The sequence below is a fragment of the Actinosynnema sp. NPDC053489 genome (assembly GCF_044544865.1).
Classification (GTDB): domain Bacteria; phylum Actinomycetota; class Actinomycetes; order Mycobacteriales; family Pseudonocardiaceae; genus Actinosynnema.
Genome location: NZ_JBITXT010000010.1, coordinates 182,254 through 207,654, shown reverse-complemented (window position 1 = coordinate 207,654; position 25,401 = coordinate 182,254). Strand labels below are relative to the sequence as shown.

The 25,401-nt window shown below is 72.8% G+C and carries 27 protein-coding genes; 10 read left to right on the top strand and 17 right to left on the bottom strand.

The features are described from left to right. The first annotated feature begins 106 nt into the window (after positions 1–106). Both ccrA and ACIGNX_RS23585 read left to right on the top strand, forming a co-directional pair. Positions 107–1,420, top strand: coding sequence for a crotonyl-CoA carboxylase/reductase (gene ccrA, locus ACIGNX_RS23590; RefSeq protein WP_396542845.1), 1,314 nt, complete (start codon positions 107–109; stop codon positions 1,418–1,420). A 69-nt stretch (positions 1,421–1,489) separates the two neighbouring features. Then, positions 1,490–2,716: a chromosome segregation protein gene (locus ACIGNX_RS23585; protein ID WP_396542844.1), complete on the top strand. Its 1,227-nt coding sequence runs from the start codon at positions 1,490–1,492 to the stop codon at positions 2,714–2,716. A 130-nt stretch (positions 2,717–2,846) separates the two neighbouring features. On the opposite strand, the gene ACIGNX_RS23580 is transcribed toward ACIGNX_RS23585, so the two are convergent. From ACIGNX_RS23580 to ACIGNX_RS23570, 3 genes are all read right to left on the bottom strand, one after another. After that, a complete protein-coding gene (locus ACIGNX_RS23580) occupies positions 2,847–3,557 on the bottom strand; it encodes an alpha/beta fold hydrolase (protein WP_396542843.1) in 711 nt (236 codons plus the stop codon). A 111-nt stretch (positions 3,558–3,668) separates the two neighbouring features. After that, a complete protein-coding gene (locus tag ACIGNX_RS23575; protein ID WP_396542842.1) occupies positions 3,669–4,424 on the bottom strand; it encodes an alpha/beta hydrolase in 756 nt (251 codons plus the stop codon). A gap of 311 nt (positions 4,425–4,735) precedes the next feature. Continuing rightward, positions 4,736–5,029 carry a hypothetical protein gene (locus tag ACIGNX_RS23570; protein WP_396542841.1) on the bottom strand — a complete coding sequence of 98 codons (294 nt, stop codon included), beginning with the start codon at positions 5,027–5,029 and terminating at the stop codon, positions 4,736–4,738. Between the two features lie 52 nt (positions 5,030–5,081). Here ACIGNX_RS23570 and ACIGNX_RS23565 point away from each other — a divergent pair, with 52 nt between their 5' ends. Together ACIGNX_RS23565 and ACIGNX_RS23560 are read left to right on the top strand one after the other, a co-directional pair. Beyond that, complete coding sequence (locus ACIGNX_RS23565) at positions 5,082–5,492, top strand: hypothetical protein (protein ID WP_396542840.1); 411 nt, start codon at positions 5,082–5,084, stop codon at positions 5,490–5,492. A gap of 4 nt (positions 5,493–5,496) precedes the next feature. Further along, the gene (locus tag ACIGNX_RS23560) at positions 5,497–5,700 is read left to right on the top strand and encodes a zinc ribbon domain-containing protein (protein ID WP_396542839.1); all 204 of its coding nucleotides are present in this window, start codon (positions 5,497–5,499) and stop codon (positions 5,698–5,700) included. Positions 5,701–5,794: 94 nt separating this feature from the next. On the opposite strand, the gene ACIGNX_RS23555 is transcribed toward ACIGNX_RS23560, so the two are convergent. The 5 genes from ACIGNX_RS23555 to dhaK all read right to left on the bottom strand — a co-directional run bounded on the left by ACIGNX_RS23555 (position 5,795) and on the right by dhaK (position 10,637). After that, positions 5,795–6,376 carry a DUF3558 family protein gene (locus ACIGNX_RS23555; RefSeq protein WP_396542838.1) on the bottom strand — a complete coding sequence of 194 codons (582 nt, stop codon included), beginning with the start codon at positions 6,374–6,376 and terminating at the stop codon, positions 5,795–5,797. A 71-nt stretch (positions 6,377–6,447) separates the two neighbouring features. After that, positions 6,448–8,226, bottom strand: a complete 1,779-nt coding sequence (locus ACIGNX_RS23550) for a 3-hydroxyacyl-CoA dehydrogenase family protein (RefSeq protein WP_396542837.1) — start codon at positions 8,224–8,226, stop codon at positions 6,448–6,450. 133 nt (positions 8,227–8,359) lie between these two features. Next, positions 8,360–9,016, bottom strand: coding sequence for a dihydroxyacetone kinase phosphoryl donor subunit DhaM (gene dhaM / locus ACIGNX_RS23545; protein ID WP_396542836.1), 657 nt, complete (start codon positions 9,014–9,016; stop codon positions 8,360–8,362). Then, positions 9,013–9,642, bottom strand: a complete 630-nt coding sequence (gene dhaL / locus ACIGNX_RS23540) for a dihydroxyacetone kinase subunit DhaL (RefSeq protein ID WP_396542835.1) — start codon at positions 9,640–9,642, stop codon at positions 9,013–9,015. Before dhaL ends, dhaM begins: the two co-directional genes overlap by 4 nt. After that, complete coding sequence (gene dhaK / locus ACIGNX_RS23535; RefSeq protein ID WP_396542834.1) at positions 9,642–10,637, bottom strand: dihydroxyacetone kinase subunit DhaK; 996 nt, start codon at positions 10,635–10,637, stop codon at positions 9,642–9,644. The genes dhaL and dhaK overlap by 1 nt, the downstream gene beginning before the upstream one ends. A gap of 130 nt (positions 10,638–10,767) precedes the next feature. Between dhaK and ACIGNX_RS23530 the strand changes: the two genes are divergently transcribed. Beyond that, entirely contained in the window at positions 10,768–11,772 is a 1,005-nt protein-coding gene (locus ACIGNX_RS23530) for an ABC transporter substrate-binding protein (protein ID WP_396542833.1), read from the top strand. 103 nt (positions 11,773–11,875) lie between these two features. Here the strand turns inward: ACIGNX_RS23530 and ACIGNX_RS23525 are convergent, their stop codons facing one another. From ACIGNX_RS23525 to nucS, 6 genes are all read right to left on the bottom strand, one after another. Next, positions 11,876–13,381 carry an aldehyde dehydrogenase family protein gene (locus ACIGNX_RS23525; protein ID WP_396542832.1) on the bottom strand — a complete coding sequence of 502 codons (1,506 nt, stop codon included), beginning with the start codon at positions 13,379–13,381 and terminating at the stop codon, positions 11,876–11,878. Between the two features lie 75 nt (positions 13,382–13,456). Beyond that, on the bottom strand, positions 13,457–14,452 hold the full coding sequence (locus tag ACIGNX_RS23520; RefSeq protein WP_396542831.1) for a hypothetical protein: 996 nt from the start codon (positions 14,450–14,452) through the stop codon (positions 13,457–13,459). 214 nt (positions 14,453–14,666) lie between these two features. Then, on the bottom strand, positions 14,667–14,960 hold the full coding sequence (locus tag ACIGNX_RS23515; RefSeq protein WP_396542830.1) for a hypothetical protein: 294 nt from the start codon (positions 14,958–14,960) through the stop codon (positions 14,667–14,669). An 11-nt stretch (positions 14,961–14,971) separates the two neighbouring features. After that, positions 14,972–16,657, bottom strand: a complete 1,686-nt coding sequence (locus tag ACIGNX_RS23510) for a sodium:solute symporter family protein (protein ID WP_396542829.1) — start codon at positions 16,655–16,657, stop codon at positions 14,972–14,974. A gap of 143 nt (positions 16,658–16,800) precedes the next feature. After that, positions 16,801–17,205 carry a hypothetical protein gene (locus ACIGNX_RS23505; RefSeq protein ID WP_396542828.1) on the bottom strand — a complete coding sequence of 135 codons (405 nt, stop codon included), beginning with the start codon at positions 17,203–17,205 and terminating at the stop codon, positions 16,801–16,803. 103 nt (positions 17,206–17,308) lie between these two features. Further along, positions 17,309–17,968: an endonuclease NucS gene (gene nucS, locus ACIGNX_RS23500; RefSeq protein WP_396542827.1), complete on the bottom strand. Its 660-nt coding sequence runs from the start codon at positions 17,966–17,968 to the stop codon at positions 17,309–17,311. Positions 17,969–18,024: 56 nt separating this feature from the next. Between nucS and ACIGNX_RS23495 the strand changes: the two genes are divergently transcribed. The 4 genes from ACIGNX_RS23495 (at position 18,025) to ACIGNX_RS23480 (ending at position 20,922) form a co-directional block, all read left to right on the top strand. Beyond that, positions 18,025–19,437, top strand: a complete 1,413-nt coding sequence (locus tag ACIGNX_RS23495; protein WP_396542826.1) for an amino acid permease — start codon at positions 18,025–18,027, stop codon at positions 19,435–19,437. A gap of 2 nt (positions 19,438–19,439) precedes the next feature. Further along, positions 19,440–19,976, top strand: a complete 537-nt coding sequence (locus tag ACIGNX_RS23490; protein WP_396542825.1) for an NUDIX domain-containing protein — start codon at positions 19,440–19,442, stop codon at positions 19,974–19,976. Further along, on the top strand, positions 19,973–20,494 hold the full coding sequence (locus ACIGNX_RS23485) for a GNAT family N-acetyltransferase (RefSeq protein WP_396542824.1): 522 nt from the start codon (positions 19,973–19,975) through the stop codon (positions 20,492–20,494). Before ACIGNX_RS23490 ends, ACIGNX_RS23485 begins: the two co-directional genes overlap by 4 nt. 86 nt (positions 20,495–20,580) lie before the next feature. After that, positions 20,581–20,922, top strand: coding sequence for a DoxX family protein (locus ACIGNX_RS23480; protein ID WP_396542823.1), 342 nt, complete (start codon positions 20,581–20,583; stop codon positions 20,920–20,922). Here ACIGNX_RS23480 and ACIGNX_RS23475 read toward each other — a convergent pair. Both ACIGNX_RS23475 and ACIGNX_RS23470 read right to left on the bottom strand, forming a co-directional pair. Further along, positions 20,919–21,692: an enoyl-CoA hydratase-related protein gene (locus ACIGNX_RS23475; RefSeq protein WP_396542822.1), complete on the bottom strand. Its 774-nt coding sequence runs from the start codon at positions 21,690–21,692 to the stop codon at positions 20,919–20,921. The genes ACIGNX_RS23480 and ACIGNX_RS23475 overlap by 4 nt on opposite strands. 38 nt (positions 21,693–21,730) lie before the next feature. Next, positions 21,731–22,675, bottom strand: coding sequence for a GlxA family transcriptional regulator (locus ACIGNX_RS23470; RefSeq protein WP_396542821.1), 945 nt, complete (start codon positions 22,673–22,675; stop codon positions 21,731–21,733). A 72-nt stretch (positions 22,676–22,747) separates the two neighbouring features. On the opposite strand from ACIGNX_RS23470, the gene ACIGNX_RS23465 reads away from it, so the two are divergent. Beyond that, entirely contained in the window at positions 22,748–23,269 is a 522-nt protein-coding gene (locus ACIGNX_RS23465) for a cysteine hydrolase family protein (protein WP_396542820.1), read from the top strand. Here ACIGNX_RS23465 and ACIGNX_RS23460 read toward each other — a convergent pair. Then, positions 23,266–25,278, bottom strand: coding sequence for a protein meaA (locus ACIGNX_RS23460; RefSeq protein ID WP_396542819.1), 2,013 nt, complete (start codon positions 25,276–25,278; stop codon positions 23,266–23,268). The two genes, ACIGNX_RS23465 and ACIGNX_RS23460, sit on opposite strands and share 4 nt — an antisense overlap. Between the last annotated feature and the right edge of the window lie 123 nt (positions 25,279–25,401).

The window sequence follows — 25,401 nt, the reverse complement described above, 5'->3', positions numbered from 1 at the left end:
CGCGCATTCTGAATCGGTTACTGGTGGGTAACCTCCGGCCACTCGCGTGGACCTCTTGAGCCCGCCACACCGACCAAATCCCCCAGCCCCCTTGGGAGGGAACGCCGTGCAGAAGATCCTCGACGCGATCCTCGCGGACGAACTGGACGCGATCGGATCGCTTCCCGTGCCGGAGAGCTACCGGGGCGTGACGGTCCACGCCGACGAGGTCGGCATGTTCGAGGGCCTCGCCACCAAGGACAAGGACCCCCGCAAGTCGCTGCACGTCGACGAGGTCGCCACCCCGGAGCTGGGGCCCGGCGAGGCGCTGGTCGCCGTCATGGCGAGCGCCATCAACTACAACACGGTGTGGACCTCGATCTTCGAGCCGCTGCCCACGTTCGCGTTCCTGAAGAAGTACGGCGGCCGGCACGACCAGCCGTTCCACGTGGTCGGGTCCGACCTGGCGGGCGTGGTGCTGCGCACCGGGCCGGGCGTCAACGCCTGGAAGCCGGGCGACCGGGTCGTGGCGCACTGCCTCGACGTGCAGCTGGAGCACCCGGACGGGCACGCCGACACGATGCTCGACCCGGAGCAGCGCATCTGGGGCTTCGAGACGAACTACGGCGGCCTCGCCGAGATCGCGCTGGTCAAGGCCAACCAGCTGATGCCGATGCCCGACCACCTCACGTGGGAGGAGGCGGCGTCACCCGGTCTGGTGAACTCCACCGCGTACCGGCAGCTCGTGTCGGCGAACGGCGCGAACATGAAGCAGGGCGACACCGTGCTGATCTGGGGCGCCTCCGGCGGCCTGGGCTCGTACGCGACCCAGTTCGCGCTCAACGGCGGCGCGACCCCGGTCTGCGTGGTGTCCTCGCCGGAGAAGGCCGAGATCTGCCGCCGGATGGGCGCGGAGCTGATCATCGACCGCACCGCCGAGGGCTACCGGTTCTGGAAGGACGAGCACGAGCAGGACGTGCGCGAGTGGAAGCGGCTCGGCGCGAAGATCCGCGAGCTGACCGGCGGCGAGGACCCGGACATCGTGTTCGAGCACCCGGGCCGCGAGACGTTCGGCGCGTCGGTGTACGTGGCCCGCAAGGGCGGCACGATCGTGACGTGCGCGTCGACCAGCGGTTACCTGCACCAGTACGACAACCGGTACCTGTGGATGCACCTCAAGCGGATCGTCGGCTCGCACTTCGCGAACTACCGGGAGGCGTGGGAGGCCAACCGGTTGATCGCGAAGGGCAAGATCCACCCGACACTGTCCAAGGTGTACTCGTTGGAGGAGACCGGGCAGGCCGCCCACGACGTCCACCGCAACGCCCACCAGGGCAAGGTCGGCGTGCTGGCGCTGGCGCCGGAGGAGGGCCTCGGGGTGCGCGACCACGAGCTGCGGGCCGCCCACCTGCCCGCTATCAACCGATTCCGGGGCGTCTAAAGCGAAACCGCTCCCGGTGTGCGGTGCTCGGGTGACCACCGCGCACCGGGAGCGGGTAGCGTGAGCGCCATGGGCCTCGCCGACGACCGTGACCTCGTCCCCCTGGGATCCGGCTTCGACATCGTCAAGCGCGGGTACGACCGCGCCCAGGTCGAGGACCACCTGGAACGCCTCGACTCCGACCTGCGGCTGCTCGCGGCCGACCGGGACGCGGCGGTGTCGCAGACCAACGACCTGGCCCGGCAGCTGGAGGCGGCCCGGTCGGAGATCGCGGAGCTGCGCGGCCAGGTGGAGCGGCTGTCGCTGCCGCCCACCACGCTGGAGGGCCTGAGCGAGCGGTTGCAGCGGATGCTGCGGCTCGCGCAGGACGAGGCGAACGAGATCAAGGCCCGGGCCGAGGCCGAGGGCGGGCACATCCGCGCCAAGGCCGAGGCCGACGCGGGCGTGCTGCGCACCCGGTACGAGAAGCTGATCGCCGAGCTGGACCAGCGGCGCGCCGACATGGAGGCCGAGCACCGGGGCGTGCTGGAGACGGCGCGGGCCGAGGCCGAGCGGATCGTGGGCGAGGCGCGGGCCGAGGCGACCCGGTTGGACGAGGAGTCGCTCCAGCGCCGCACCACGGTCGAGGAGGACTTCGAGATCGCGATGGCGGCCCGGCGGGTCGAGTCGATGAAGACGCTGGCCGAGCAGGAGGCGTCGTCGAAGGCCGAGGCGGACCGCCGGGTGCGCGAGGCGGCCGAGGAGGCGGCGCGGGTGCGCGCCCAGATCTCGCAGGAGCAGGCCGCGTCCAACGCCGAGGCGCAGCGGTTGGTGCGGGAGGCGACCGAGGAGGCCAACCGCCGTCGGCACGACTCGATCAGCGAGGCGACCGCGCGCGTGCAGGAGGCGACCGACGAGGCGAACCGCCGGGTGCGCGAGGCGACGGAGGAGGCGAACCGCCGCGTCACCCAGGCGACGCAGAAGGTCGACGCCCTGCGCCAACTGCGCAACCGCCTGTCGCAGCAGCTGCACGCCGTCAGCTCCGCCCTGCACGACGTCACCCCCCTCCTGGACCCCCTGGAGGAGGAACGCCCCGCCGCTCCCACCGCCCCGGCCTCCTCCAACCCCGCCTCCCCTCCCCCCGCCTCCCCTGCCGGCGCCACCCCAGCCGCCGCCCCCGCACCTCCGGCTCCCACCCCGGCACCGACCGCGCCCCCGGCCGCCGAAGCGCCGGCACCCCCCGCGAAGCCGGCCCCGGACGGCCCGACCCAGAAGATCGCCCGCCCGACCCCCAAGCCCCAATCCGCCAAGCGCTGACCCGGGCCCCCAACCCGCGAGAGTCCTACGCTCAGCCCGCGAGAGTCCTACGCTCAGGGCTCGAGAGTCCTACGTTCAGGGCTCGAGAGTCCTACGTTCCGGACCCCCGAGTTCAACGCTCAGGACACCGTCAGACCCCGACGCGCCGGCGCCAGCCCAGGACGGCGGCGGCGAAGGCGTCCGGCGCCTCCAGCGGGGTCAGGTGGCCGACGCCCGGCAGCTCGACGTACTCGCCCCGCGGCAACGTCCCGGCCAGCTCGCGCGCCAACGCGGGCGGGGTGAGCGCGTCGTGCTCGCCGACCAGCACCAGCGCCGGGACGTCCGCCCGCGCCAGCACGTCGGTCGAGTCGGGCCGCGCGGCCATCGCCCGTTGCGCCCACACGACGTCCGCGGGGTCCTGGTCGAGGACCAGCTCCCGCACCCGTCCGGTCACGGCGTCGTCCGGCGCAGGTCCGAGCAGCCCGCTCACGACCGTGTCCGGCACCCACCCCAGACCCTCCGCCTCGACCCGCGCCGCCATCGCGAGCCGGTTGGCCCGGGCCTCGTCGGTGTCCGCCCCGGCACGCGTGTCCGCCAGCACGAGCCCGGCCACCCGGGACGCGTCACGCCGCAGCACGGCCATCGCCACGTAACCGCCCATGGAGCACCCGCCGAGCACCGCGCGCTCGATCCCGCGTTCGTCGAGCAGCCGCAGCACGTCCTCCGCGACAGCCACCAGATCGGGTGAACGATCGCCGCCGCGCTGGTCGGGCGTGATCGGTTTCAGCAGGTCACGGACCCCGTCCCACATGCGTGAGTCGAACGGGAAGGCGTGCAGCAGCACGAGCGGAGTGGCTTCCATACCCGGAATTGTCGGACCCCGCCGCTAGCTTCGTGCCATGACCTCCACCTCGACCCGGGAACCGACCGAGCCGCGCTCCGCCCGCCGGCTGCTCGGGCGCGTTCGCCCGCGTCAGGAGGCGACGATGGTCGGTTGATGCTGCTCGTGAGGGCCGGACCAGGTGCGCGGCAACGGCGTGGGCACCCCGGGCGCGGCCGCGGCGACGATCGCGTCCAGCACCTCTTCGGTGTGGCCGACCATGAGGTGCTTGGCGCCGGGGAAGTCGATGACGTCCGCGGTCGGGAGCTCCGCGCCGAACCGCCGCCTGGCCTCGGCCGGCGGGAGGTGGGTGTCGAACTCCGGCACCAGGCACACGACCGGCTTGCCCGCACGCGCCCACGTCCGCAAGTGCTCGGCCCTGCTCCACCGCAAGGGAGGTGAGATCAGCACGGCTCCGTCGACCACCGGCTCGCACCCGTGCATCAGCGCGAGGTCGGTGCCGAACGACCAGCCGACCAGCCACACCGACGGCAACCCCCGTTCGGCGGCGAACGCCAGGGCGGCGGCCACGTCCAACCGCTCGCCCACGGCGTGGTCGAACGCGCCCTCGCTGCGCCCGGCGGCGCTGGCCGTGCCACGCGTGTTGAACCGCAGCACCGCGAGCCCGGCCAACGCGGGCAACCGCCAAGCCGCCTTGCGGTAGAGGTGGGAGTCCATCATCCCGCCGTGCGTCGGCAGGGGGTGCAGGAGCACGAGGGTGGCGAGCGGCTCGCGTTCGGCGGGGAGGGCCAGCTCACCGACCAACGCCAACCCGTCGGCCGTCCGCAACGTCACCGCCTCCCGGCGCGCGGGGAGCACGGTCTTGGCCTTGATCGGAACCTCGCCCACCACCACATCGTCCCACCGCTCCCGGCCACCCCTCCCGCGACCGGCACGCCTCCCACACAACCGGCACGCCTTCCACAACCAGCACGCCTCTCACGACCGGCACGCCTTCCACGACTGGCACGCCTTCCACGACCGGCATACCTTCCCGGCCGACACGCCTTCCGCAACCGGCACGGCTGCCCGGCCGGACGGTGGAGCGGGCCGGCCCTCGGACGACCGGCGGGTGGGCGATCGGCGGACGGCACGCGGGACCGGAGGTCTGCGGGCGTGGGGCGGCCGCGTGGTCGACACGGAGGGTTACCGGACGCCGGTCACCAACGGCGGGTGGTGGGCCCCCTCCTGCTCCTCGACGTCCAGCAGCCCTGGTGCCAGTGGCGGCGGTCCTCGACCGAGCCGTAGTCGGCGGCGGGCCAGGCGACGACGTGCGGGGTGCCGGGACGGATCTCGTGGTCGCAGCCGGGGCACCGGTAGGTCTTGGTGGTGGCGGCGCCGGAGACGGTGCGCACCAGCCACTCGCCGTCCGGGGCGCTCTCGGCCCGCGCCCAGCCGTGCCCACCAACAGGTGACGGCTCGTCCGGGCGTTGCGGGCGGTTGCGGCGTGGCACGACTGACGAGGGTATCCGGGTTCGCGGTGGGTGATCGCCTACGGTCCACTGGGTGAGCAAGTGGCAACGAGTCGCAGTGACCCTCCTGCTGGTGATCGAGGTCGCCGTGACGCTCCTGCCGGCGGTGCGCGGGCTGCTCGTGGAGCCGCCGGCGATCCCGGCCGGCGACCAGGTGCGCCCGGTGTTCCAGCAGGCCGACGTGCCGGTCGGCCAGCCACGCGGGCTCAGGCAGGGCGTGCTGCTCGGCACGACGATGTTGCTGCTGGTCACGGCCCTGTCGGCGTTGGCCCCGATCTGGCTGCGGCCGGGGTCGCGGACGTGGGTGGTCACGTTCACCGGCACGCACGCCGCCGCCGCGTGCCTCGGCTGGGTGCACGGCCTGCCGCTGCTGACGCTGCTCGCCGCGGTGTCGACCGTCGGTGTGCCCTTGCTGGTGCTCGCGCCGCCGAACCGGGAACAATAGGCGCGTGCCAACCTACGAATTCCGCTGCAAGGCGTGCGGCTCGACCTTCGACGTCAAGCGGTCGATGGACGAGTCCTCCGCGCCCGCGCCGTGCCCGAACGGCCACGACGACACGGTCAAGCTGCTCTCCATGGCCGGCCTGGGCGGCAAGGCCGACGTGCCCGCAGGCGGTGGCGGCGGGTGCTGCGGCGGCGGCTGCTGCGGCTGACCCGCGGCCGACCCGCAGCCGGGCCTCACCGGGCGAACGAGTGCGAGGCCGCCGCGCCCCGAACCGGGGCGCGGCGGCCGGACGACACCGCGCCTCAGCCCGTGGGCTCCTTCTGCAGCAGCAGCTCCGCCACCTTCTTGCCCTGGTCGCAAATCGCCCCGAACCGCGCCGACCCGTCGATCACGATGATCCCGATGCCGCCACCGGCGTAGTCCATGACCAGCACGCACGACGGCTGCACGGACGTGTCCGTGGTCCGGTCGAAGTAGGTCACCTTCCGGTCGCCCAGGTCGAACTCGCCGTTGCTCTGCTCCAGCGTGATCGACCGCCCCTCGCGGAACCGCAGCGTGACGCCCACGTCCAGCGAACCGACCGACGTCTGCCACTTGCACGACTGGTCGAACGTCGTGTCGTACCCGGTCTCGGTGGGCTTCGCGTTCTTGTCCGGCACCTCGTAGGGCAGGTCCTTCCACCCGATCAACGAGCAGATGTCACCGACGTCCCCGGTCGGCTCGTCGGACGGGTCCGCGGAGCCCGTCGGCGTCGGGTTGGCCGACGTGAACGGCGGGTCGACGTCGAGCACCTGTTCCGCCACCGGGGTGCCGTTGACCGTGTACGCGCAGGCGCTCGTCAGACCGAACGCCGCCACCAGGAGCGAGATCACCACACGCCGCATGGGCACCACGATGCCAAACGCCGAAACCCGCCACGTCATCAGCCCGCGCGAACGCCGCGCTCAGACCGCGCTCAGGCCGCGTAGTCGCGGAACCCCTTGCCGGTCTTGCGCCCCAGCCGCCCGGCCGTCACCAGGTGCTCCAGCAGCGGCGCGGGGGCGAACCCGGCCTCGCGGAACTCCAGGTACAGGGTCCGCTCGATGGCCAGCGACACGTCCAGCCCGACGACGTCCAGCAGCTCGAACGGCCCCATCGGCAACGAGCAGCCGACCTTCATGGCGTTGTCGATGTCGTCGGCCGACGCGTAGTGCGCCTCCAGCATCTTCACCGCGTCGTTGAGGTACGGGAACAGCAGCGCGTTGACGATGAACCCGGCCCGGTCGCCGCAGTGCACCGGCACCTTGCCCAGGTCGAGGCACACGCGGCGGGCCGTGGCCACGACGTCGGCGGACGTGGAGATGGTCTCGACGACCTCCACGAGCTTCATCACCTGCGCCGGGTTGAAGAAGTGCAGGCCGACGACGTCACCGGGGCGTTCCGTCGCCGCCGCGCACTCGATCACCGGCAGCGAGGACGTCGTGGTCGCCAGCACCGCGCCGGGCTTGCACACCTCGTCCAGCGCCTGGAACACGGCCCTCTTGACCGACAGCTCCTCGGCCACCGCCTCGACCACCAGGTCGCAGTCGGCCAGGCCGGCGAAGTCGACCACCGGCGTCACGCGCGCCAGCGCCGCATCCCGGTCCCCCGCCGTCAGCTTGCCGCGCGAGACGGCCTTCTCCAACGACTTGCGCACCTTGCCGACCGCCGCCGCGGCCTTGTCCTCCGACCGCGCGCGCAGCACCACGTCGTACCCGCGCTTGGCGAACACCTCCACGATGCCCGTGGCCATGGTGCCGGTGCCGATCACGCCGACCCGCTGCACCTCGCGCGCGGGCACGCCTTCGGTCGAGGCGACGGGCGTCAGCACGTCCGGCACGACGACCGGCGAGTCCGGCCCGTCGTAGGTGTAGAAACCGCGCCCGCTCTTGCGGCCCAGCAGACCCGCCGTGATCATCTGCTTGAGCAGCGGCGCGGGCGCGTGCAGCCGGTTGCGCGACTGGTGGTACATCGTGTCCAGGATCTCGTACGCGGTGTCCAGCCCGATGAGGTCGAGCACCGCCAGCGGGCCCATCGGGTAGCCGCAGCCGTACCGCATGGCGGCGTCGAGGTCTTCCCTTGTCGCGTAACGGCTCTCGTACATCCGCACGGCGTGGTTGAGGTAGCCGAACAGCAGCGCGTTGGCGATGAACCCGGCCCGGTCGCCGATGACCACCGGCGTCTTGCCCAGCCCCTCGGCGAACGCGACGACGTCGGTCACCACGTCCGGCTCCGTCACGACCGTGCGGATCACCTCGACGAGCTTCAGCACCGGCGCGGGGTTGAAGAAGTGCAGGCCGACGACCTTGCCGGGCCGTCCGGTGTGGACACCGATCTCGGTGATCGACAACGACGACGTGTTGGACGCGAACACCGTGTCGGGGCCGCAGATCCGGTCCAGTTCGGCGAACACGTCGGCCTTGAGGTCGATCCGCTCGGGCACGGCCTCGATCACGAGGTCCGCGCCCGCCAACGCGTCCAGCGAGGTGGCGTAGGAGATCCGCGCGAGCGTCGCGTCGCGCTCCTCGGCCGACAGCTTGCCGCCGGCCACGGCGCGGTCCGTCGAGTGGTCCAGGTGACCGCGACCGCGGGCCAGGCCCGCCTCGTCCACGTCCACCGCCACCACGGTGACGCCGGTCCGGGCGAGCACCTCGGCGATCCCGGCGCCCATCGTGCCGAGACCGACCACTCCGACCGTGCTGAACTGGCGCGTCACTGCGTACCTCCCACTCGACGGAGTGGCTACCGGGCGGTAACTTGCTGGCGACTATCCCACGGTCGTCACGCGCCGTCGGCGTGAGCTTCACCATCGGTATCGAGCAAGTGATCGGTCCAGCCCGGCGACGGGATCACTCCTCGAAGCGCCGCGCGGCCAGCTCCTCCACCCGTCGCACGGCTTCCGCCGCGTCGGCTCCCGACGCCTCCACCAGCACCAGGGCCCCGCCGGGCGCGCCGAGCCCCATCAGCGCCAGCACGCTCCTGGCGTCCGCCGACCTGTCGCCGAACCGCACCACGACGGACGCCTCCAGCGAGTCCAACGCCCGCACCACCAACGCCGCCGGCCGGGCGTGCAGCCCCACCTCGTTCGTCAACTCCACCTCGGTCCGCACGGCGTCCCCGGACGCCGCCGGCGCCGCGGCGACCGCTCCGGCGGACGAAGCCGCCGCGGCCACCTCAGCCAACCCGGCCCGCCCCTGCGCCCGGACCGCCGCGGCGACCGCGCCCTCGACCAGCGGCGCGTCCACCACCAGGACCGACCCCCGCGCCTCCTCGGCGGCCATGTCGGCCACCATCTTCGCGCTGCCCAGGTCGAACAGGACCACGACGCCCGACCCCGAGTCGGCCCGCTCGATCGCCTCGCCCACGGCCACGTAGTCCGTGCCCAGCCCGCCGTGCCCGTCGCCGCCGGACGGCACGATGGTCACCGACGGCGCCATCTGCCCGGCCAGCTCGGCGACCCCCTCCGCCAACTGCCGGCTGTGCGACACCACCACGAGCCCGATCACCGCGCCCTCCCCGCCAACGTCCGCAGCAGCAACGCCGTCGACCGCGCACCCGGGTCCAGGTGGCCCGCGCTGCGTTCGCCCAGGTAGGACGCACGCCCCTTCCGCGCCACCATCGGCGCGGTCGACTCGGCGCCCATGCCGGCCGCGTCGGCCGCCACCGCCAGCACCTCCGCCACCCCACCGGCGGTGGCCGCCGCGGACTCCGCCGCCGCCACCGCCGGTATCAGGGCGTCCACCATCGTCTTGTCCCCCAGCGCCGCCTTGCCCCGCGCCACCACGCCGTCCAACGCCGCCCGCAGCGCCGCCGCCACCGCCGGTCCGTCCAACGCGGCCACGTCACCGACCGACGTCGCCGCGCGCAGGAACGCCGTGCCGTACAACGGCCCCGCCGCACCGCCGACCGTGGAGATCAGCGTCGTGGCCGCCAGCCGCAGCACCCCACCGGGCGAGGACGGCACCTCGGCGTCCAACTTGGACACCAGGGCCGTGAAGCCGCGCGCCAGGTTCTCGCCGTGGTCGCCGTCACCGATCTCGCGGTCCAGCCGGATCAGCTCCTCGCGGTGCTCGGCCACGACGTCCGCCACCGCCCGCAACGCCTCCGCGACCGACTCCGCCGTGCACGCCATCAGATGCCCCACCGCAGCGCCGGGGTGTGCACGGGCGCGTCCCACAACTCGACCATCTCGTCGTCCAGCCGCAACAGCGTCAAGCTCATGCCCTGCATCTCCAGGCTCGTGATGTACGGACCGACCAACCGCCGCTCCACGACCACCCCGCGTTCGGCGAGCAGCCGTTCCGCGATGCCGTGCGCCACGTACAACTCGATCAGCGGCGTCCCGCCCATCGAGTTGGTGAACAGCAGCACCCGGTCGCCCTCGCCGAACGGCAGGTCTTCGAGGACCGGGTCGAGCAGCGCCCACACCATCTCCTCCGCCGTCCCGACCGGGACCCGCCGCCGACCGGGCTCGCCGTGGATGCCGATGCCCAGCTCCATCTCGTCGTCACCGAGCGTGAACGACGGCTCGCCCGCGTGCGGCACCGTGCAGGGGGTCAACGCCAACCCCATCGACCGCACCCCCGCGACCACCCGCCGCGCCAACGCCTCGCACCCGTCGAGGTCGACCCCGCGTTCGGCGGCGGCGCCGACGATCTTCTCCAGCAGCACGGTCCCGCCCACGCCGCGCCGACCGGCCGTGTAGAGCGAGTCCTTGACCGCCACGTCGTCGTCGATCACGACCGTTCGCACGTCCACGCCCTCGACCAACTCCGCCGCCGTCTCGAAGTTCAACACGTCGCCCGTGTAGTTCTTCACGATCAACAACGCGCCACCGCCGCCATCGGTGCGCGCCACGGCCGACGCCACCTGATCGGGTGTCGGCGACGTGAACACGGGGCCGGGGCAGGCGGCGTCCAACATGCCCCGCCCGACGAACCCGCCGTGCAGCGGCTCGTGCCCGGAACCGCCGCCGGAGACGATCGCGACCTTCCGCGGCACGGGCGCGTCGGCGCGCACGACCACGGCCGGGTCGTACTGGACGTCGAGCAGGTCGGCGTGCGCGAGCGCCATCCCGCGCAACGCGTCGACCACCACGGTCGCCGGATCGTTGATGATCTTCTTCACGGGCGGGCCTCCGATCGACGCTGATCACCCCATTACTACTCCACCGGGAGCGGGCCCGAAAGCGGAAGCTACGGTGAGGCAACCCTAAGAACAGCAGGTCAGTGACCTGGAGTAGTGGAGGAACACCGGAGTGTCGACCACCAGGATCGCGGCGCTGCTCGCCGCCGCCCTCACCCTCGCCGCGTGCGGCCAGACCGACAGCGCGACCGACAAGCCGGCCGTGGCGCAGGGCGGTTCGGAGTTCGGCGAGGCGGGCGAGAAGAGCGCGGGCTTCGGCACCGACGCCCAACCCGGCCGGTTCCCCCGCACGATCAGGCACGCCATGGGCGAGACCGTGATCGAGAAGCGCCCGGAGCGCGTGGTCGTCCTGGACGGCGGCGAGCTGGACAACGTCGTCGCCCTGGGCATCCAGCCCGTCGGCGTGGCCTACCCGGACGGCGCGCCCACCATGCCGAGCTACATCGGCGGGAAGGCGGGCAACCCCGAGAACGTCGGCGGCATCACGAGCCTCAACCTGGAGACGATCGCCAAGCTCCAACCCGACCTGATCATCGGCTCCCGGCTGCGCGCCGAACAGCAGTACCCGAAGCTGTCGGAGATCGCCCCGACCGTCTTCGCCGCCCGTCCGGGTTACACCTGGAAGGAGAACTTCCGCCTCAACGCCGCCGCCCTGGACCGTTCCGCGCAGGCCGAGAAGCTCATCGGCGACTACGAGGCCCACGCCAAGGCGGTGGGCGAGAACGTCGAGGCCAGGGCGGGCAAGCGCCCCACCGTCACCATGCTCCGCTTCATGCCGGGCAAGACCAGGCTCTACGCGAAGAAGAGCTTCATCGGCACGATCCTGATCGACGCCGGCATCCCCCAACCGCCGGCCAGCCAGGTGGACGACCTCGCCGTCGAGGTGAGCACCGAGCAGATCGGGCAGGCGGACGGCGACTGGATCCTGATCGGCACGTACGGCGACCAGGCCAAGACGGCCCGGCAGCAGGTCCTCGGCGGCCCGCTCTGGCAAACGCTGAACGCCGTCCAGCAAGGCCACGCCAAGCCGGTGAGCGACGAGACGTGGTTCCTGGGCCTGGGCGTCCTGGCCGCCGAAGAGGTCCTGACCGACCTCGAACGAACCCTCGCGCCCTGACCGCCGACGTCCCGAACAGTGATCTCACCGCTGCCGAGCGGAGGACTCCCGGGCCCCGGAAGCAGGACTCCCGGGGCCCGGGGGTTCGACACGCGGGGTGGGGTCAGCGGCCGTAGAGGAGGCGGACCAGGCGGACCACGTGGCGGATGGTGCGGGAGCCCCGGTCGTAGGTCATCGGGTTCAGCAGCGCCCCGAACCGCTTCCGCGTCACCGAGTGGGCGTAGGCGAACTCCCGCAGCCCGTCCTCGCCGTGGATCCGCCCGAACCCCGAGTCCCCGACCCCGCCGAACGGCAGCCCGGGCACGGACGCGAACGCCAGCACGGAGTTCACCGACACCATCCCGCACCGCAGCCGGTCCGCCAGCTCCTCACCCCGGTTGCGCGAGAACACCGAAGCGCCCAGCCCGTACGGCAGCGAGTTCGCCCTCCGCACGGCCTCGTCGGCGTCCGCGACCCGCGTGACGACCAGCGTGGGCCCGAACGTCTCCTCCGTCACCGCGGTCGACTCGTCGGGCACGTCCACCAGCACCACGGGCTCGACGTACGGCGGCCGGATCGACTCCAGCCCGCCCACCACGGCCCGCCCGCCGCGCTCCAGCGCGTCCGCCACGTGCGACTGGATCACGTCGACCTGCCCGGGCATCGTGATCGGCCCGAAGTGGGCGTCGGCCTCGCCGCCGGGCCGCAGCTTCTTCGCCTTCTCCACCACCAGCGACACGAACCGGTCGTACACCGCGTCCGCGACGTACACCCGCTCCACCCCGGCGCACGTCTGCCCGGCGTTGAAGATCCCGCCCCACACCGCGCCCTCCGCCGCCGCGCGCACGTCGGCGTCCTCGGCCACGATCAGCGGGTCCTTGCCGCCGCACTCGACCAGCACCGGCGTCAACGACGCGGCGCACGCGGCCATGACCTTGCGGCCCGTCGCCGTCGAGCCGGTGAACGCGATCTTGTCCACCCCGGCCGCGCACAGCGCCGCGCCCGTCTCGCCGAACCCCGTCACCACCTGCAGCACGGGGTGCTCGGGCACCACCTCGCCGAACGTGTCCGCCAGGAAGACCCCGACCCCGGGCGTGAACTCCGACGGCTTGAACACCACCGCGTTGCCCGCCGCCAGCGCGTACGCGATCGAGCCCATCGGGGTGAACGCCGGGTAGTTCCACGGCCCGATCACGCCGACCACGCCGAGCGGCCGGTACTCCAGGGTCGCCGCGTGGTTGTACATGAGCATCCCGGGCGAGACCTTGCGCTTGCCCAGCACCTTCGCCGCGTGCTTGGCGGCCCAGTGCAGGTGGTCGACCACCAGCGCCAGCTCGGTGCGCGCGTCGTCGGCCGACTTGCCGGTCTCGGCGCTGACGAGCACCTGGAACTCGTCGAACCGCTTGAGCAGCACCTTGCGCCACGCGTCCAGCCGGGCCCGCCTGCCGTCGAAGCCCAGCCCCTCCCAGAACGCCGCCGCGTCGCGCGCCACCCGGACGGCCTCCCGGACGTCCTGCTCCGCGGCCACCTCGTGGTGGGCGACGACCTCGCCGGTGCGGGGGTCGAGCGACGCGAACCTCCGCTGCCCGTCCTCGGCCCGCGCGGGAGTGGTGGGAGCGGTCTGCGTCATCGGGCCCTCCAAGCACAAGCACGAACGCGGGTGTTACTCGACAGTAATGGCAACCGGGGGTGATGTCAGCCCCGTTCAGCCCTTCGGGATCTTGCCCAGGACCGCCTTGGCGAACGCCGCGGCGGCGGCGCAGCGGTCGAACTCCGACGACTTCGGCCCGGCCGACTTCACGCCGACCAGCTCGCCCTCGTCGTCACCCCCGGTGAGCTGCACCCACTTGACCTCGCAGGACGGGAACGCCGTGCTGGTGGCGACCTGGTAACCGGTCACCCCGCCGCCCAGGTCGACCTCGGTCTGCTTGTCGTCGAACTTGCGGTCCGCGGGCACGTAGGTCTCGCGGAACTCCAGCGTCAGCTCGCGGTCCGCCCCGACCCAGGAGCAGCTGTGCAACCCGTACGGGAACACGCGGTGGTCGGCGCCCGAGGCCGCGTCGACCGCCGCCTGGTCCGGCACGGCGCACGGGTCGAGCGTGATCAGCGAGCCCTTGGCGGGCGTCCGGGTCGCCGCGCGCCCCTTGATCCGGTCCACCACGGACTCGGCCACCGCCCGGCCGGGCGCGCACGCGTCGCCGTCCTCGTAGCCGATCTGCACGGTGAGGCCCAGGCCCGGCTGCTCCTGCGTGATGACCGAGACGAAGCACGCGCTGTTCTCCAGCACCTGCTCGTAGCTGCGCAGGCCGGCGAGCTGCTTGTCGGCGTTCTTCAGCTCGGTGGTCATGGTCTGGCCGACCTCGACGGTGACGGCCAGGTCCTTGCCGCCCTGGTCCTTCATGAAGTTCGAGCACCGGGCGAACCCGCCGCGCGACCGCTCGCCGGGCTTGCCGAACCGCTTGAGGACGGCCTCGTCCAGCAGCTCGCACGGGTCGACCAACCGCAGCTTGTCGGCCGCGAACGCCGGGTCGACCGGCTGGCCCGAGACCGGCGGCGGCTGCGCGCTCGACCCGGTCGGGTCGGAGACGTTCCCGGCGTTGGCCGGGATCGTGGTGCGCGGGAAGTGCTGCTTGGCCGGATCCACCCCGGCGCAGCCGGCCAGCAGCAGGATCGAGCTCAACACGGCGACGAGACGGGGCACGAGGTGCACGGTAGCGACCGACTCCGCCATTCGTGGCACGAACCCTGTGTCGGGTCTCACTATGGTGTTCGGGAACGATTCAGAACATCAACTCGCTGTACTGGACGGCCGTAGCGAACAAGCCGAAACCAACGAAAGGACATCGCATGCGTTTGCGCATCCGACGCGCCGTCCGCTGGCTCGACACCTGGACGGTCGAGGCGTTCAACCCGATCTACCCGCGCCGCTGACCGCCGGCGCCCGCCGCGGTGGCACCCCCGTCACCCGGTCCGGCGCCGTCCGCGTCATCGGGCACGAGGACCGGCCGCAGGGTCGCCCAGGCGCCGAACAGCAGCGCCAGCACGAGCATCCCGATGCCGGTCCACAGGTTGATGTTGAGCCCATCCGCTTTCGACAGGTCGGTCTCGTCGGTGAAGCCGAGACCGACCACCAGCAGCACCACGCCGTAGACGGCGAACAGCATCGCGATCACCAGTCGCAGGTCGAACAACCCGGCCTTGCGCGCCACGACGACTCCCCTCAGCCGAAGATGATGTTGAGCACGGCGGTCAGGAACAGCACGCCGATGCCGAGCAGCAGCGGCGAGCGGTACCACCCGGCGTCCTCACCGGTGGTGGAGTGCCGGCGGCTCTCCTTGGGCGTCAGGCTGTAGACGAGCCCGACCAGCCGTTCCTCGGGCACCGGGCGGGTGGCCATCGTCACCGCCACGCTGACCACGATGTCGACCACGAACGCCGCGCCCGCGCCGAGGAAGCTCGCGCCCTGCCCGGGCAGGTCCAGCACGCCGGTCTCGGCGAGCACGAACACCGCCACCGCCGCGAGCGTGCCCGCGACCAGGCCGGACCACCCGGCCGCCGCCGACATCCGCTTCCAGAACATGCCCAGGATGAACGTGGCGAACAGCGGCGCGTTGAAGAACGAGAACAACGCCTGGATGTAGTCCATGATGTTGCCGTAGCCGGCCGCGAGGAAGGCCGTGCCGATGGCGACGAGCGTGCCGCCGATCGTGGCCATCCGGCCGACCCGCAGGTAGTACTCGTCCGGGCGGTCCTTGCGGACGTAGTCCTGCCACAGGTCGTAGGTGAACACCGTGTTGAACGAGGACACGTTCGCCGCGACGCCCGCCATGAACGACGCCAGCAGGCCCGTGATCGCGATGCCGAGCATGCCGTTGGGCAGCAGCTCGCCGATCAGCGCGGGCAGTGCGTTGTTGTAGACCACGCCGCCGCTGTCCTCACCGGCCTTGAGCGCGGAGATCTCCGGCACGACCAGCGCCGCGATGATGCCCGGGATGATGACCACGAACGGGATGAGCATCTTCGGGTACGCGCCGATGATCGGCGTGCGGCGGGCGGCCGACATGCTCTTGGCCGACAGCGCGCGCTGCACCTCGGCGAAGTTCGTCGTCCAGTACCCGAACGACAGCACGAACCCGAGGCCGAACACGATGCCGATCACGCTCAGCACGGGGTTCTGGATGCCGGTCAGCTCGGTCGCCGGCCACGCCGACAGCTGCTCGGCGCCGCCGGGACCGCCGGTGACCTTGTCGACCAGCCCGTTCCAGCCGCCGACCTTGTGCAGGCCGACGATCGTGAGCGGCAGCAGCGCGGCCACGATCACGAAGAACTGCAGCACCTCGTTGTAGATGGCCGCGGACAGGCCGCCCAGCGCGGTGTAGGTGAGCACGATCGCCGCGGCGATGACCACCGACAGCGGGATGGGCCAGCCGAGCATCAGGTTCAGCAGGAAGGCCAGCGCGTAGAGGTTGACGCCCGCGATCAGCACCTGCGCGACGGCGAAGCTGATCGCGTTGACCAGGTGCGCGCCCTTGCCGAAGCGGCGGCGCAGGAACTCGGGGACGCTGCGGACCTTCGAGCCGTAGTAGAACGGCATCATCACCAGGCCGAGGAACACCATGGCCGGGATCGCGCCGATCCAGTAGTAGTGCACCGTGGGCATGCCGTACTGCGCGCCGTTGGCCGCCATGCCGAGCAGCTCGATCGCGCCGAGGTTGGCGGAGATGAAGGCCAGGCCCGTCACCCACGCGGGCAGCGACCGGCCGGACAGCAGGAAGTCGAGGCTGGACGAGACCGCCCGGCGGGCCAGGAAGCCGATGCCGAGGACGAAGACGAAGTAGATCGCCAGCAGGGTGTAGTCCAACGGACCGGCATCCAGCCTGAGATCCACCTGGGCCAGTACGGGCACCTGCGCCCACCTCCCTGATCGCACAACCCCGAACACCACCGCGCACTACCGCGCATCACCGCTCAGCCGATCAAGCCGACGGTAGTGCACCCGGGCGCGCTTCGCCGGTTTGAACTACCCAGGGCTAAACCTCAGGTGGGCGGTCAGCGGGTGATGACGAACGGCGCCTCGGCGGAGAGGGGACCGGAAGTGGCACCGATGGTGAACTGCGTGCCTGGCGCGGAGTCCGCGAAGGAGTCGGGCACCCGCACGGGGACGCCGGCGAACCGCCCGGCCGCGTCCGCGGTGGTGTCGCCGACCCGCCGGCCGTGGAAGGTGAAGACCACTCGACCGTGTGCGGGGTAGCCCTCGCCGCTGAGCCGGACCTCGCCGCCTGCCGGACCGGCGACGGGCTGCGCCGCGAGGTGCGCCGGAGAGGGCGCGGGGGTGGAGCTCATCGCCGCCACGACGGGCGGCGGCGCGGTGGTCGGTGCCGCGCACCCGGCCGCCACCGCCAGGGACGAGATCAGGACGGGCAGACCGGATCTTCGTCTTCGAGCTCTTCGCACACGCGCCTCCCAGGCCCGTCGACGGGGAAGTCAGCGTATATCGCGGGATCGGGCCTGCCACGCACCCGAACGGCTTACCGCCGGCCGGGGCGGTCGGGGCGGGTCAGAACAGGCGGAACTCGTCGGATTCGATGCCGCGCAGCGCGTCGTAGTCCAGGACGACGCAGCGGATGCCCCGGTCCTCCGCCAGGGTCCGCGCCTGCGGCTTGATCTGCTGCGCCGCGAACACGCCCTTCACCGGTGCCAGCAGCGGGTCGCGGTTGAGCAGTTCCAGGTAGCGCGTGAGCTGCTCCACGCCGTCGATCTCGCCCCGGCGCTTGATCTCCACCGCCACCGAGCCGCCGGACGCGTCGCGGCACATCAGGTCGACCGGTCCGATCGGGGTCGGGAACTCGCGGCGCACCAGCGTCCAGCCCTCGCCCAGCGTGGTCACGTGCTCGGCCAGCAGCTTCTGCAGGTCGGCCTCGACGCCGTCCTTGACCAGGCCCGGCTCCGGCCCCAGCTCGTGCTTCGAGTCGTGCAGCACCTCGGCCAGGGTGATGATCAGCTTCTCGCCCGCCTTGTTCTGCACGACCCACAGGTCCGGGTCCTCGATGAGCCAGCACGGCGGGCTCATCCAGTTCAGCGGCTTGTACGCGCGGTCGTCGGAGTGGATCGACACCGAGCCGTCCGCCTTGATCAGCAGCAGCCTCTGGGCCATCGGGAGGTGGGCGGTGAGGCGTCCGACGTAGTCGACCTGGCAGCGAGCGATGACGAGGCGCACGGCCGACAGGCTACGGGGTGCGACACCCGGTCCACCGGCAGGTACCGTCGGCCGACGTGTCAACCCTGCGGCAGCTCCTGCGCACCAAGCCCGTCGACCGGATCACCGATGAGAGCGCGCACACGTCCCTGCGCCGCAGCCTCGGGCTGTTGCCCCTGGTCTGCCTGTCGGTGGGCGCCACGCTCGGGACGGGCATCTTCGTCGTGCTCGGCCAGGCCGCGCCGGTGGCCGGTCCGGCGGTCACCGTCTCGTTCGCCGTGGCGGCGCTCGCGGCGCTGTTCTCGGCCCTGTCCTACGCCGAGCTGGCGGGCGCGGTGCCCGTCTCCGGGTCGGCCTACTCCTACACCTACGCCACGCTGGGCGAGCTGGTCGCGTGGATCTGCGGGTGGTGCCTGCTGCTGGAGTACGGCGTGTCGGTGGCGGCCGTCGCGGTCGGGTGGAGCGGCTACCTCAACGCGTTCCTCGACGCCACGCTGGGCGTCGAGCTGCCCGCCGCGCTGACCGGCGGCGTGGTCGACCTGCCCGCGGCCGTGGTCGTGCTGCTGGCGACGGCCGTGCTGCTGGGCGGGGTGCGGGAGAGCGCGGTGGTCACGACCGCCACCACGCTGCTGAAGGTGGCCGTGCTGGCGTTCTTCGTGGTGGTGGCGGTGTTCGGGTTCCACAGCGAGAACCTCTCGCCGTTCGCCCCGGCCGGGGTCGCCGGCGTCACCGGCGCGGCCTCGCTGGTCTTCTTCTCCTTCATCGGGTTCGACGCCGCCTCGACCGCCGGCGAGGAGGCGCGCGACCCGCAGCGCGACCTGCCCCGGGCGATCGTGATCTCGCTGGCCGTCGTCACGGTCGCGTACGTGCTGGTCGCCTTCACCGCCGTGGCCGCGGTCGGCGCGGACGGGCTGGCCGGTTCCGACGCCTCGCTGGCGACGGTGGTGCAGCGGGTCACCGGGTCGGGCTGGCCCGCGACCGTGCTGGCGGCCGGCGCGGTGATCGCGATCGCCTCCGTCGTGCTGACCGTCCTCTACGGACAGACGCGGGTGCTGGTGGCCATGGCCCGCGACGGCCTCGTGCCACGCGTGTTCGCCCGGGTCGGCGCGAAGCGGGTGCCGACGGTCAACACGGTGGTGGTCGGCGCGCTGGTCGCGGTGCTGGCCGCGCTGGTGCCGCTCGGGCAGCTCGCGGAGGCCACGAGCATCGGGACGCTGGTGGCGTTCAGCCTGGTGAACGTGGGCGTGCTGGTGCTGCGGCGCACCCGCCCGGACCTGCCGCGCGGCTTCCGCACGCCGTGGTCGCCGGTGGTGCCGCTGCTCGGCCTGGGCATGTGCGTGCTCCTGGTGGCCGGCCTGGCGCCCGCCACGTGGCTGGCCTTCGGCATCTGGTCGGCGGCGGGTTTGGTGGTGTACTTCGCGTACGGGCGGCGCAGATCGGAACTGGCCCGATCGGGGTCCGGCTCGCGGCTTTCGGCACAGGGAGAGTGATCGTGGAAACCCTCGGATCGCGTGAGGTGTACGCGAACCCGTGGATGGTGGTCCGGGAAGACGCCATCGGGCGGGCGGACGGGACGACCGGCATCTACGGCGTGGTGGACAAGCCGGACTTCGCGCTGGTGATCCCCATGGACGGCGAGCGGCTGCGGCTGGTCGAGCAGTACCGCTACCCGCTCGGCATGCGCCGCTGGGAGTTCCCGCAGGGCACCGCGCCGGAGCGCGCCGACGAGGACCCGCTGGTGCTCGCCGAGCGGGAGCTGCGGGAGGAGACCGGGCTGCGGGCGGGCAGGCTGGTGCAGCTCGGGCTGCTCGACGTCGCACCCGGCATGTCGAGCCAGCGCGGCCGGGTGTTCCTGGCCACGGAGCTGCGCGAGGGCTTCCACGAGCGGGAGCACGAGGAGCAGGACATGCGCTCGGCGTGGTTCCCGCGCGCGGAGTTCGAGGCGATGATCGCCCGCGGCGAGATCACCGACGCCCAGTCGATCGCCGCCTACACCCTGCTCCTGCTGCACGAGCACGCGCAGCCGTGACGGCCGAGATCGCGGAGCTGACCTCCGCCGCGCTGCTGGCGTGCGCCGACGAGCTGACCGACGTGCTGGCCGACGCCGTGGAGGGCGGCGCGTCGGTCGGCTTCGTCAAGCCGCTGTCCCGGGTCCAGGCGCTGAAGTGGTGGCGGGCCAGGGCCGCGCCGGTCGCCAACGGCGTGCTGTCGGTGTGGGTGGCCCGGGAGGGCGCGCGGTTGCTCGGCACGGTGCAGGTGCGGTTCGCCGACGCGGCCAACGGCGCGCACCGCGCCGAGGTGGCCAAGCTGATCGTGCGCCGCGACGCGCGCGGTGCCGGGGTGGGCCGCGCGCTGCTGGAGGTGGCCGAGCAGGAGGCCGCCAAGCGCGGCGCGACCCTGCTGGTGCTGGACACGCGGACGGGGTCGGCGGCCGAGCGGCTCTACCGGCGGGCCGGGTGGACGGAGGCGGGCGTGATCCCGGACTTCGCCGCCGACCCGGACGGCGTGCTGCGGCCGACGACGCTGTTCTACAAGCGGGTGGGGTAGCCGGTCACCTCCGGGCCGGTCACCTCAGGGACGGCCGGCGCGTCGAACGGGTGGAAGCAGTCCACCCACCGCACCCGGAGGTCCCCATGTCCACCGCGCACGTCGTCGTCACCGCCGCCGCGGTCCTGGCCAACGCGGGCATCGCCGTCGCCGACCTGGTGAAGGCGCGGTTCGTGCTGGAGAACGCGGCCGCGGTGGACGTGCCGCCGTCGTGGGTGCCCGTGCTGGGCGCGCTGAAGGGCGCGGGCGCGGCGGGCCTGCTCCTCGGGCTGCTCGGCGTGCCGCTCGTCGGGACGGCGGCGGCGGTCGGCCTGGTGGCGTTCTTCGCCGGCGCGGTCGCCGCCCACGTGCGCGCCGGGGTCTGGCGCACCATCGCCTTCCCCGGCGCGTTCCTCGCCCTCGCCGTCGCGTCCCTGGCGTGGGCCTAGTCGGTCCAGACCGGCGGGCGCTTCTCCAGGAACGACGACATGCCCTCCCGGGCCGCCGGGGTCTGCGACGCCGCCGCCATGACCTCCAGCGCGATGGCGTAGGCGTCGGCCTCGGGGCGGTCGAGCTGGGCGTGGATGGTCTGCTTGCCCAGCGCCTTGCTGGCACGGCTGCCGCGGGTGGCCCGGCGCATCAGCTCGTCCACGGCGTCGTCCAGCTCCGCGAGCGGCACGACGCGGTTGACCAGGCCCCACTGCTCGGCGGTCCGCGCGTCCACCGGGTCGCCGGTCAACGCCATCTCCATCAACCGCTTGCGGCCGACCGCCCGGCCCACCGGCACGGCCGGGGTGTGGCAGAACCAGCCGCCCTTGCCGCCGGGCAGGGCGAACGCGGCCTCCTCGGCGGCCACCGCCAGGTCGCACGAGGCCACGAGCTGGCAGCCCGCCGCCGTCGCCAGGCCGTGCACGCGGGCGATCACCACCTGCGGCACCGACTCGATGGTCCGCATCAGGTCCGTGCACAGCGTCAGCAGCTCGCGCACGCCTTCGAGGTCGCGCGCCGACACGTCGGCGAAGTCGTGCCCGGCGGAGAACACCGGGCCCTCGCCGGCGAGCACGACGCCCACCGCGTCGGACGCGGCGACCTCGCGGAACGCGGTCAGCAGCTCCGCCAGGTGCTCGGCGGACAGGGAGTTGCGCCGGGAGGCGCGGTCCATGGTGATCCGCACGACGTCATCCGTGCGGTCGACGCGGATGTGCTGGTGTTCGGCCATGGTGCGACGGTATCCGGCCGGGCAACCGCCTGCCCCGGTCAGGCGGCGGGCACGCGGAACGTGCGGCGGTAGGCGGCGGGGGTGACGCCCAGCTCGGCGCGCAGCCGGCGGCGGAGGTTGGCCGGCGTGCCCAGGCCCGCGCGCTCGGCCACGCGGTGCACCGGCAGGTCCGTGGTCTCCAGCAGGCGCCGGGCCAGCCGGACCCGCTGCACCTGCAACCAGCGGCCGGGCGTGTTGCCGGTCTCGGCGAGGAAGGTCCGGTGGAACGTGCGCCCGCTCATCCCGGCGTGCGCGGCGAGGTCGGCCACGCCGATGGGCGAGGCCAGGCGGTCCACCGCCCAGTCCACCGTGGACGCGATGCCGGCGCGGGCGGGGCGGTGCGGCAGCGGCGGGTCGACGTACTGGCGCTGGCCGCCCTCGCGGGTCGGCGACATCACCAGGCGGCGGGCCAGGGCGGCGGCCACGTCCGCGCCGTGCGCCCGGCGCACCAGGTGCAGGCACAGGTCCAGGCCGCCGACCACGCCCGCCGACGTCAGCACCCCGTCCTCGGTGAACAGCACGTCGCGCACCACGCGGGCCTTCGGCGCGGCGGCCTCCAGGTCGTCGAGCAGCCGCCAGTGGGTGGTCGCCGCGCGGCCGTCCAGCATCCCGGCCGCCGCCAGCGTGAACGCGCCCGAGCACAGCGCCGCGACCGTCCCGGTGCACGAGCGCAGCGCGCGCACCGCGGCGTCCGGCACCGGCGCGAGGTGGTCGCCCCGGCCGGGCACGACCACCAGGTCGCAGTCGCGCAGGCCGGACAACCCGTGCGTGGGCGGGACGACGCCCACCGGCTCGACCGCCGCCGCCACCCGGCCGGGCGCGCACAGCCGCAGCTCGAACGGCCCCACGCCGGCGTCGGTGCGGTCCACCCCCCACACCTCGCCGGCCACCGAGACGTCGAACAACCGGCTGCCGGGCAGCACCAGGACACCCACCGTGCGCATGGCAGGAAAGTACTCCAACGCGCCGGTTCCGCCACTCCCGCCGACCCCGCCCGCCACCGCAGACTCGACGCCATGACCACCAGCGCCCTGATCCTGATCGACGTGCAGCGCGGCTTCGACGACCCCTCGTGGGGCGAGCGCGACAACCCCGGCGCGGAGGCCAACGTCGCCCGCCTGCTCGACGCCTGGACCGGGCCGCTCGTGCTGGTCCGCCACGACTCGACCGAGCCCGGCTCGCCGCTGCGCCCCGGCCAGGACGGCAACCGCTTCAAGCCGGAGCTGGACCGCGCCGTCCCCGACCTGGTGTTCGGCAAGCGGGTCAACTCGGCGTTCCACGGCGAGGTCGACCTGGACGCGTGGTTGCGGGCGCGCGGCATCACCGACCTGGTGCTGGCCGGCATCCAGACGAACATGTGCGTCGAGACGACCGCCCGGGTCGGCGGCAACCTCGGCTACCGGGTCCGGGTCGTGCTGGACGCCACGTTCACGTTCGGCCTGGAGGACCTGTCGGCCGAGCAACTCTCCCGCGCCACCGCCACGAACCTGCGCGGCGGCGGGTTCGCCGAGATCGTGTCGACCGACGACGTGGTCTAGCGGTCGGCCGGCTCCACGCCGTCGAGCACGGCCTCGCGGACCACGGTCACGATCTCGTCCATGATCTGCGTCAGCTCGTAGTCCTTCGGCGTGAAGACCCGGGCCACCCCGCGCTCGCGCAGCGCGTCGGCGTCGTCGGGCGGCACGATGCCCCCGACGACGACCGGCACGTCACCCGCGCCGGCCGCGCGCAGCCCGTCGACCACCGCGGGCACGACCTCCAGGTGCGAGCCGGACAGGATCGACAGGCCCACCACGTGCACGTCCTCCTGCACGGCGGCGGCGACGATCTGCGCGGGCGTGAGCCGGATGCCCTGGTAGACGACCTCGAAGCCGACGTCGCGGGCCCGCACGGCGACCTGCTCCGCGCCGTTGGAGTGGCCGTCGAGGCCGGGCTTGCCGACCAGGATGCGCAGCCGCTCCCCCAGCTCCTCGCCGGTCCGGCGCACCCGCTCGCGCACCCGCGCGATCTCCGCGCCCGCCTCGCCGGACGCCGACGCCGCCGACACCCCCGTCGGGGCGCGGTACTCGCCGAAGGTCTCGCGCAGCGCCCGGGACCACTCGCCCGTGGTCACGCCGGCCTTGGCGCACGCGATGGTGGCCTCGACCAGGTTGCGGTCCGTCTTGGCCGCCGCCCGCAGCTCGTCCAGGGTGGACCGCACCCGGGCGTCGTCGCGGGTCGCGCGCCACGCCCGGATCGCCTCCACCGCCTGCCGCTCCACGGCCGGGTCGATCTGCTCGATCGCGTTCGCGCCCTCGGCCTGCAACGGCGACGGCTCGGTGGTGGCGAACCTGTTCACGCCGACCACGACGTCCTCGCCGGACTCGACGCGCCGCCGCCGTTCCGCCAGCGACGACACCAGGGCCGACTTCATGTACCCGGACTCCACGGCCGCGACCGCGCCGCCCATCGCCTGCACGCGGTCGACCTCGGCCCGCGCGCCCTCGACCAGCTCGTCGACCTTCGCCTCCACCACGTGCGAGCCGGCGAACAGGTCCTGGTACTCCAGCAGGTCGGTCTCGTAGGCCAGCACCTGCTGCATCCGCAGCGCCCACTGCTGGTCCCACGGCCGGGGCAGGCCCAGCGCCTCGTTCCACGCGGGCAGCTGGATCGCCCGCGCCCGCGCGTCCCGCGACAGCGTCACGGCCAGCATCTCCAGCACGATGCGCTGCACGTTGTTCTCGGGCTGCGCCTCGGTCAGGCCCAGCGAGTTCACCTGCACCCCGTACCGGAACCGGCGGTGCTTCGGGTCGGCGATGCCGTACCGGTCGCGGGTGATCTCGTCCCACAGCCGCACGAAGGCCCGCATCTTGCACATCTCCTCGACGAACCGCACGCCGGCGTTGACGAAGAAGGAGATGCGCGCGACGACCTCGCCACGCCGTTCCTCGGGCACCTGGCCGGAGTCGAACACCGAGTCCAGCACGGCGATCGCGGTGGACATCGAGTACGCGAGCTCCTGCACGGGCGTCGCGCCCGCCTCCTGGAGGTGGTAGGAGCAGATGTTGATCGGGTTCCAGCGGGGCGCGTTCGCCACCGTCCACGCGACCACGTCGGTGATCAGCCGCAGGCTCGGGCCGGGCGGGAACACGTACGTGCCGCGGGACAGGTACTCCTTGATGATGTCGTTCTGCGTGGTGCCCGCGAGGGTGGCGCGGTCCGCGCCCTGCTCCTCGGCCACGCTCACGTACAGCGCGAGCAGCCACATGGCCGTCGCGTTGATGGTCATCGACGTGTTGGCCTCGCCGAGCGGGATGCCGTCGAACAGCTGCCGCATGTCGCCGATGTGGCCGATCGGCACGCCGACCTTGCCGACCTCGCCCCTGGCCAGCTCGTCGTCCGGGTCGTAGCCGGTCTGGGTGGGCAGGTCGAACGCCACCGACAGGCCCGTCTGGCCCTTGGCGAGGTTGCGGCGGTACAGGGCGTTGGAGGCGGCGGCGCTGGAGTGCCCCGCGTACGTCCGCATCACCCAGGGGCGGTCGCGCTCTCGGTCGGCCGGGTACGGCACGGCAACCTCCTGTGTCGGAATTGCCGCTGCTGCGCAGGCGGCGGGCTGGGTCGCCTGGACCGACGCGACCTCGCGTTGCTGACCCGTAGCGTACTGACGGGTAACACGGGCCGAGCGTGCCGT

Coding starts and splice junctions, on each gene's coding strand:
- ACIGNX_RS23475 (WP_396542822.1), bottom strand. CDS start 21,692: ATGGCCGAACACCAGCACATCCGCGTCGACCGCACGGATGACGTCGTG.
- ACIGNX_RS23470 (WP_396542821.1), bottom strand. CDS start 22,675: ATGCGCACGGTGGGTGTCCTGGTGCTGCCCGGCAGCCGGTTGTTCGAC.
- ACIGNX_RS23555 (WP_396542838.1), bottom strand. CDS start 6,376: ATGCGGCGTGTGGTGATCTCGCTCCTGGTGGCGGCGTTCGGTCTGACG.
- ACIGNX_RS23480 (WP_396542823.1), top strand. CDS start 20,581: ATGTCCACCGCGCACGTCGTCGTCACCGCCGCCGCGGTCCTGGCCAAC.
- dhaL (WP_396542835.1), bottom strand. CDS start 9,642: ATGGCGTGCACGGCGGAGTCGGTCGCGGAGGCGTTGCGGGCGGTGGCG.
- ACIGNX_RS23585 (WP_396542844.1), top strand. CDS start 1,490: ATGGGCCTCGCCGACGACCGTGACCTCGTCCCCCTGGGATCCGGCTTC.
- ACIGNX_RS23465 (WP_396542820.1), top strand. CDS start 22,748: ATGACCACCAGCGCCCTGATCCTGATCGACGTGCAGCGCGGCTTCGAC.
- ACIGNX_RS23525 (WP_396542832.1), bottom strand. CDS start 13,381: ATGACGCAGACCGCTCCCACCACTCCCGCGCGGGCCGAGGACGGGCAG.
- ACIGNX_RS23580 (WP_396542843.1), bottom strand. CDS start 3,557: ATGGAAGCCACTCCGCTCGTGCTGCTGCACGCCTTCCCGTTCGACTCA.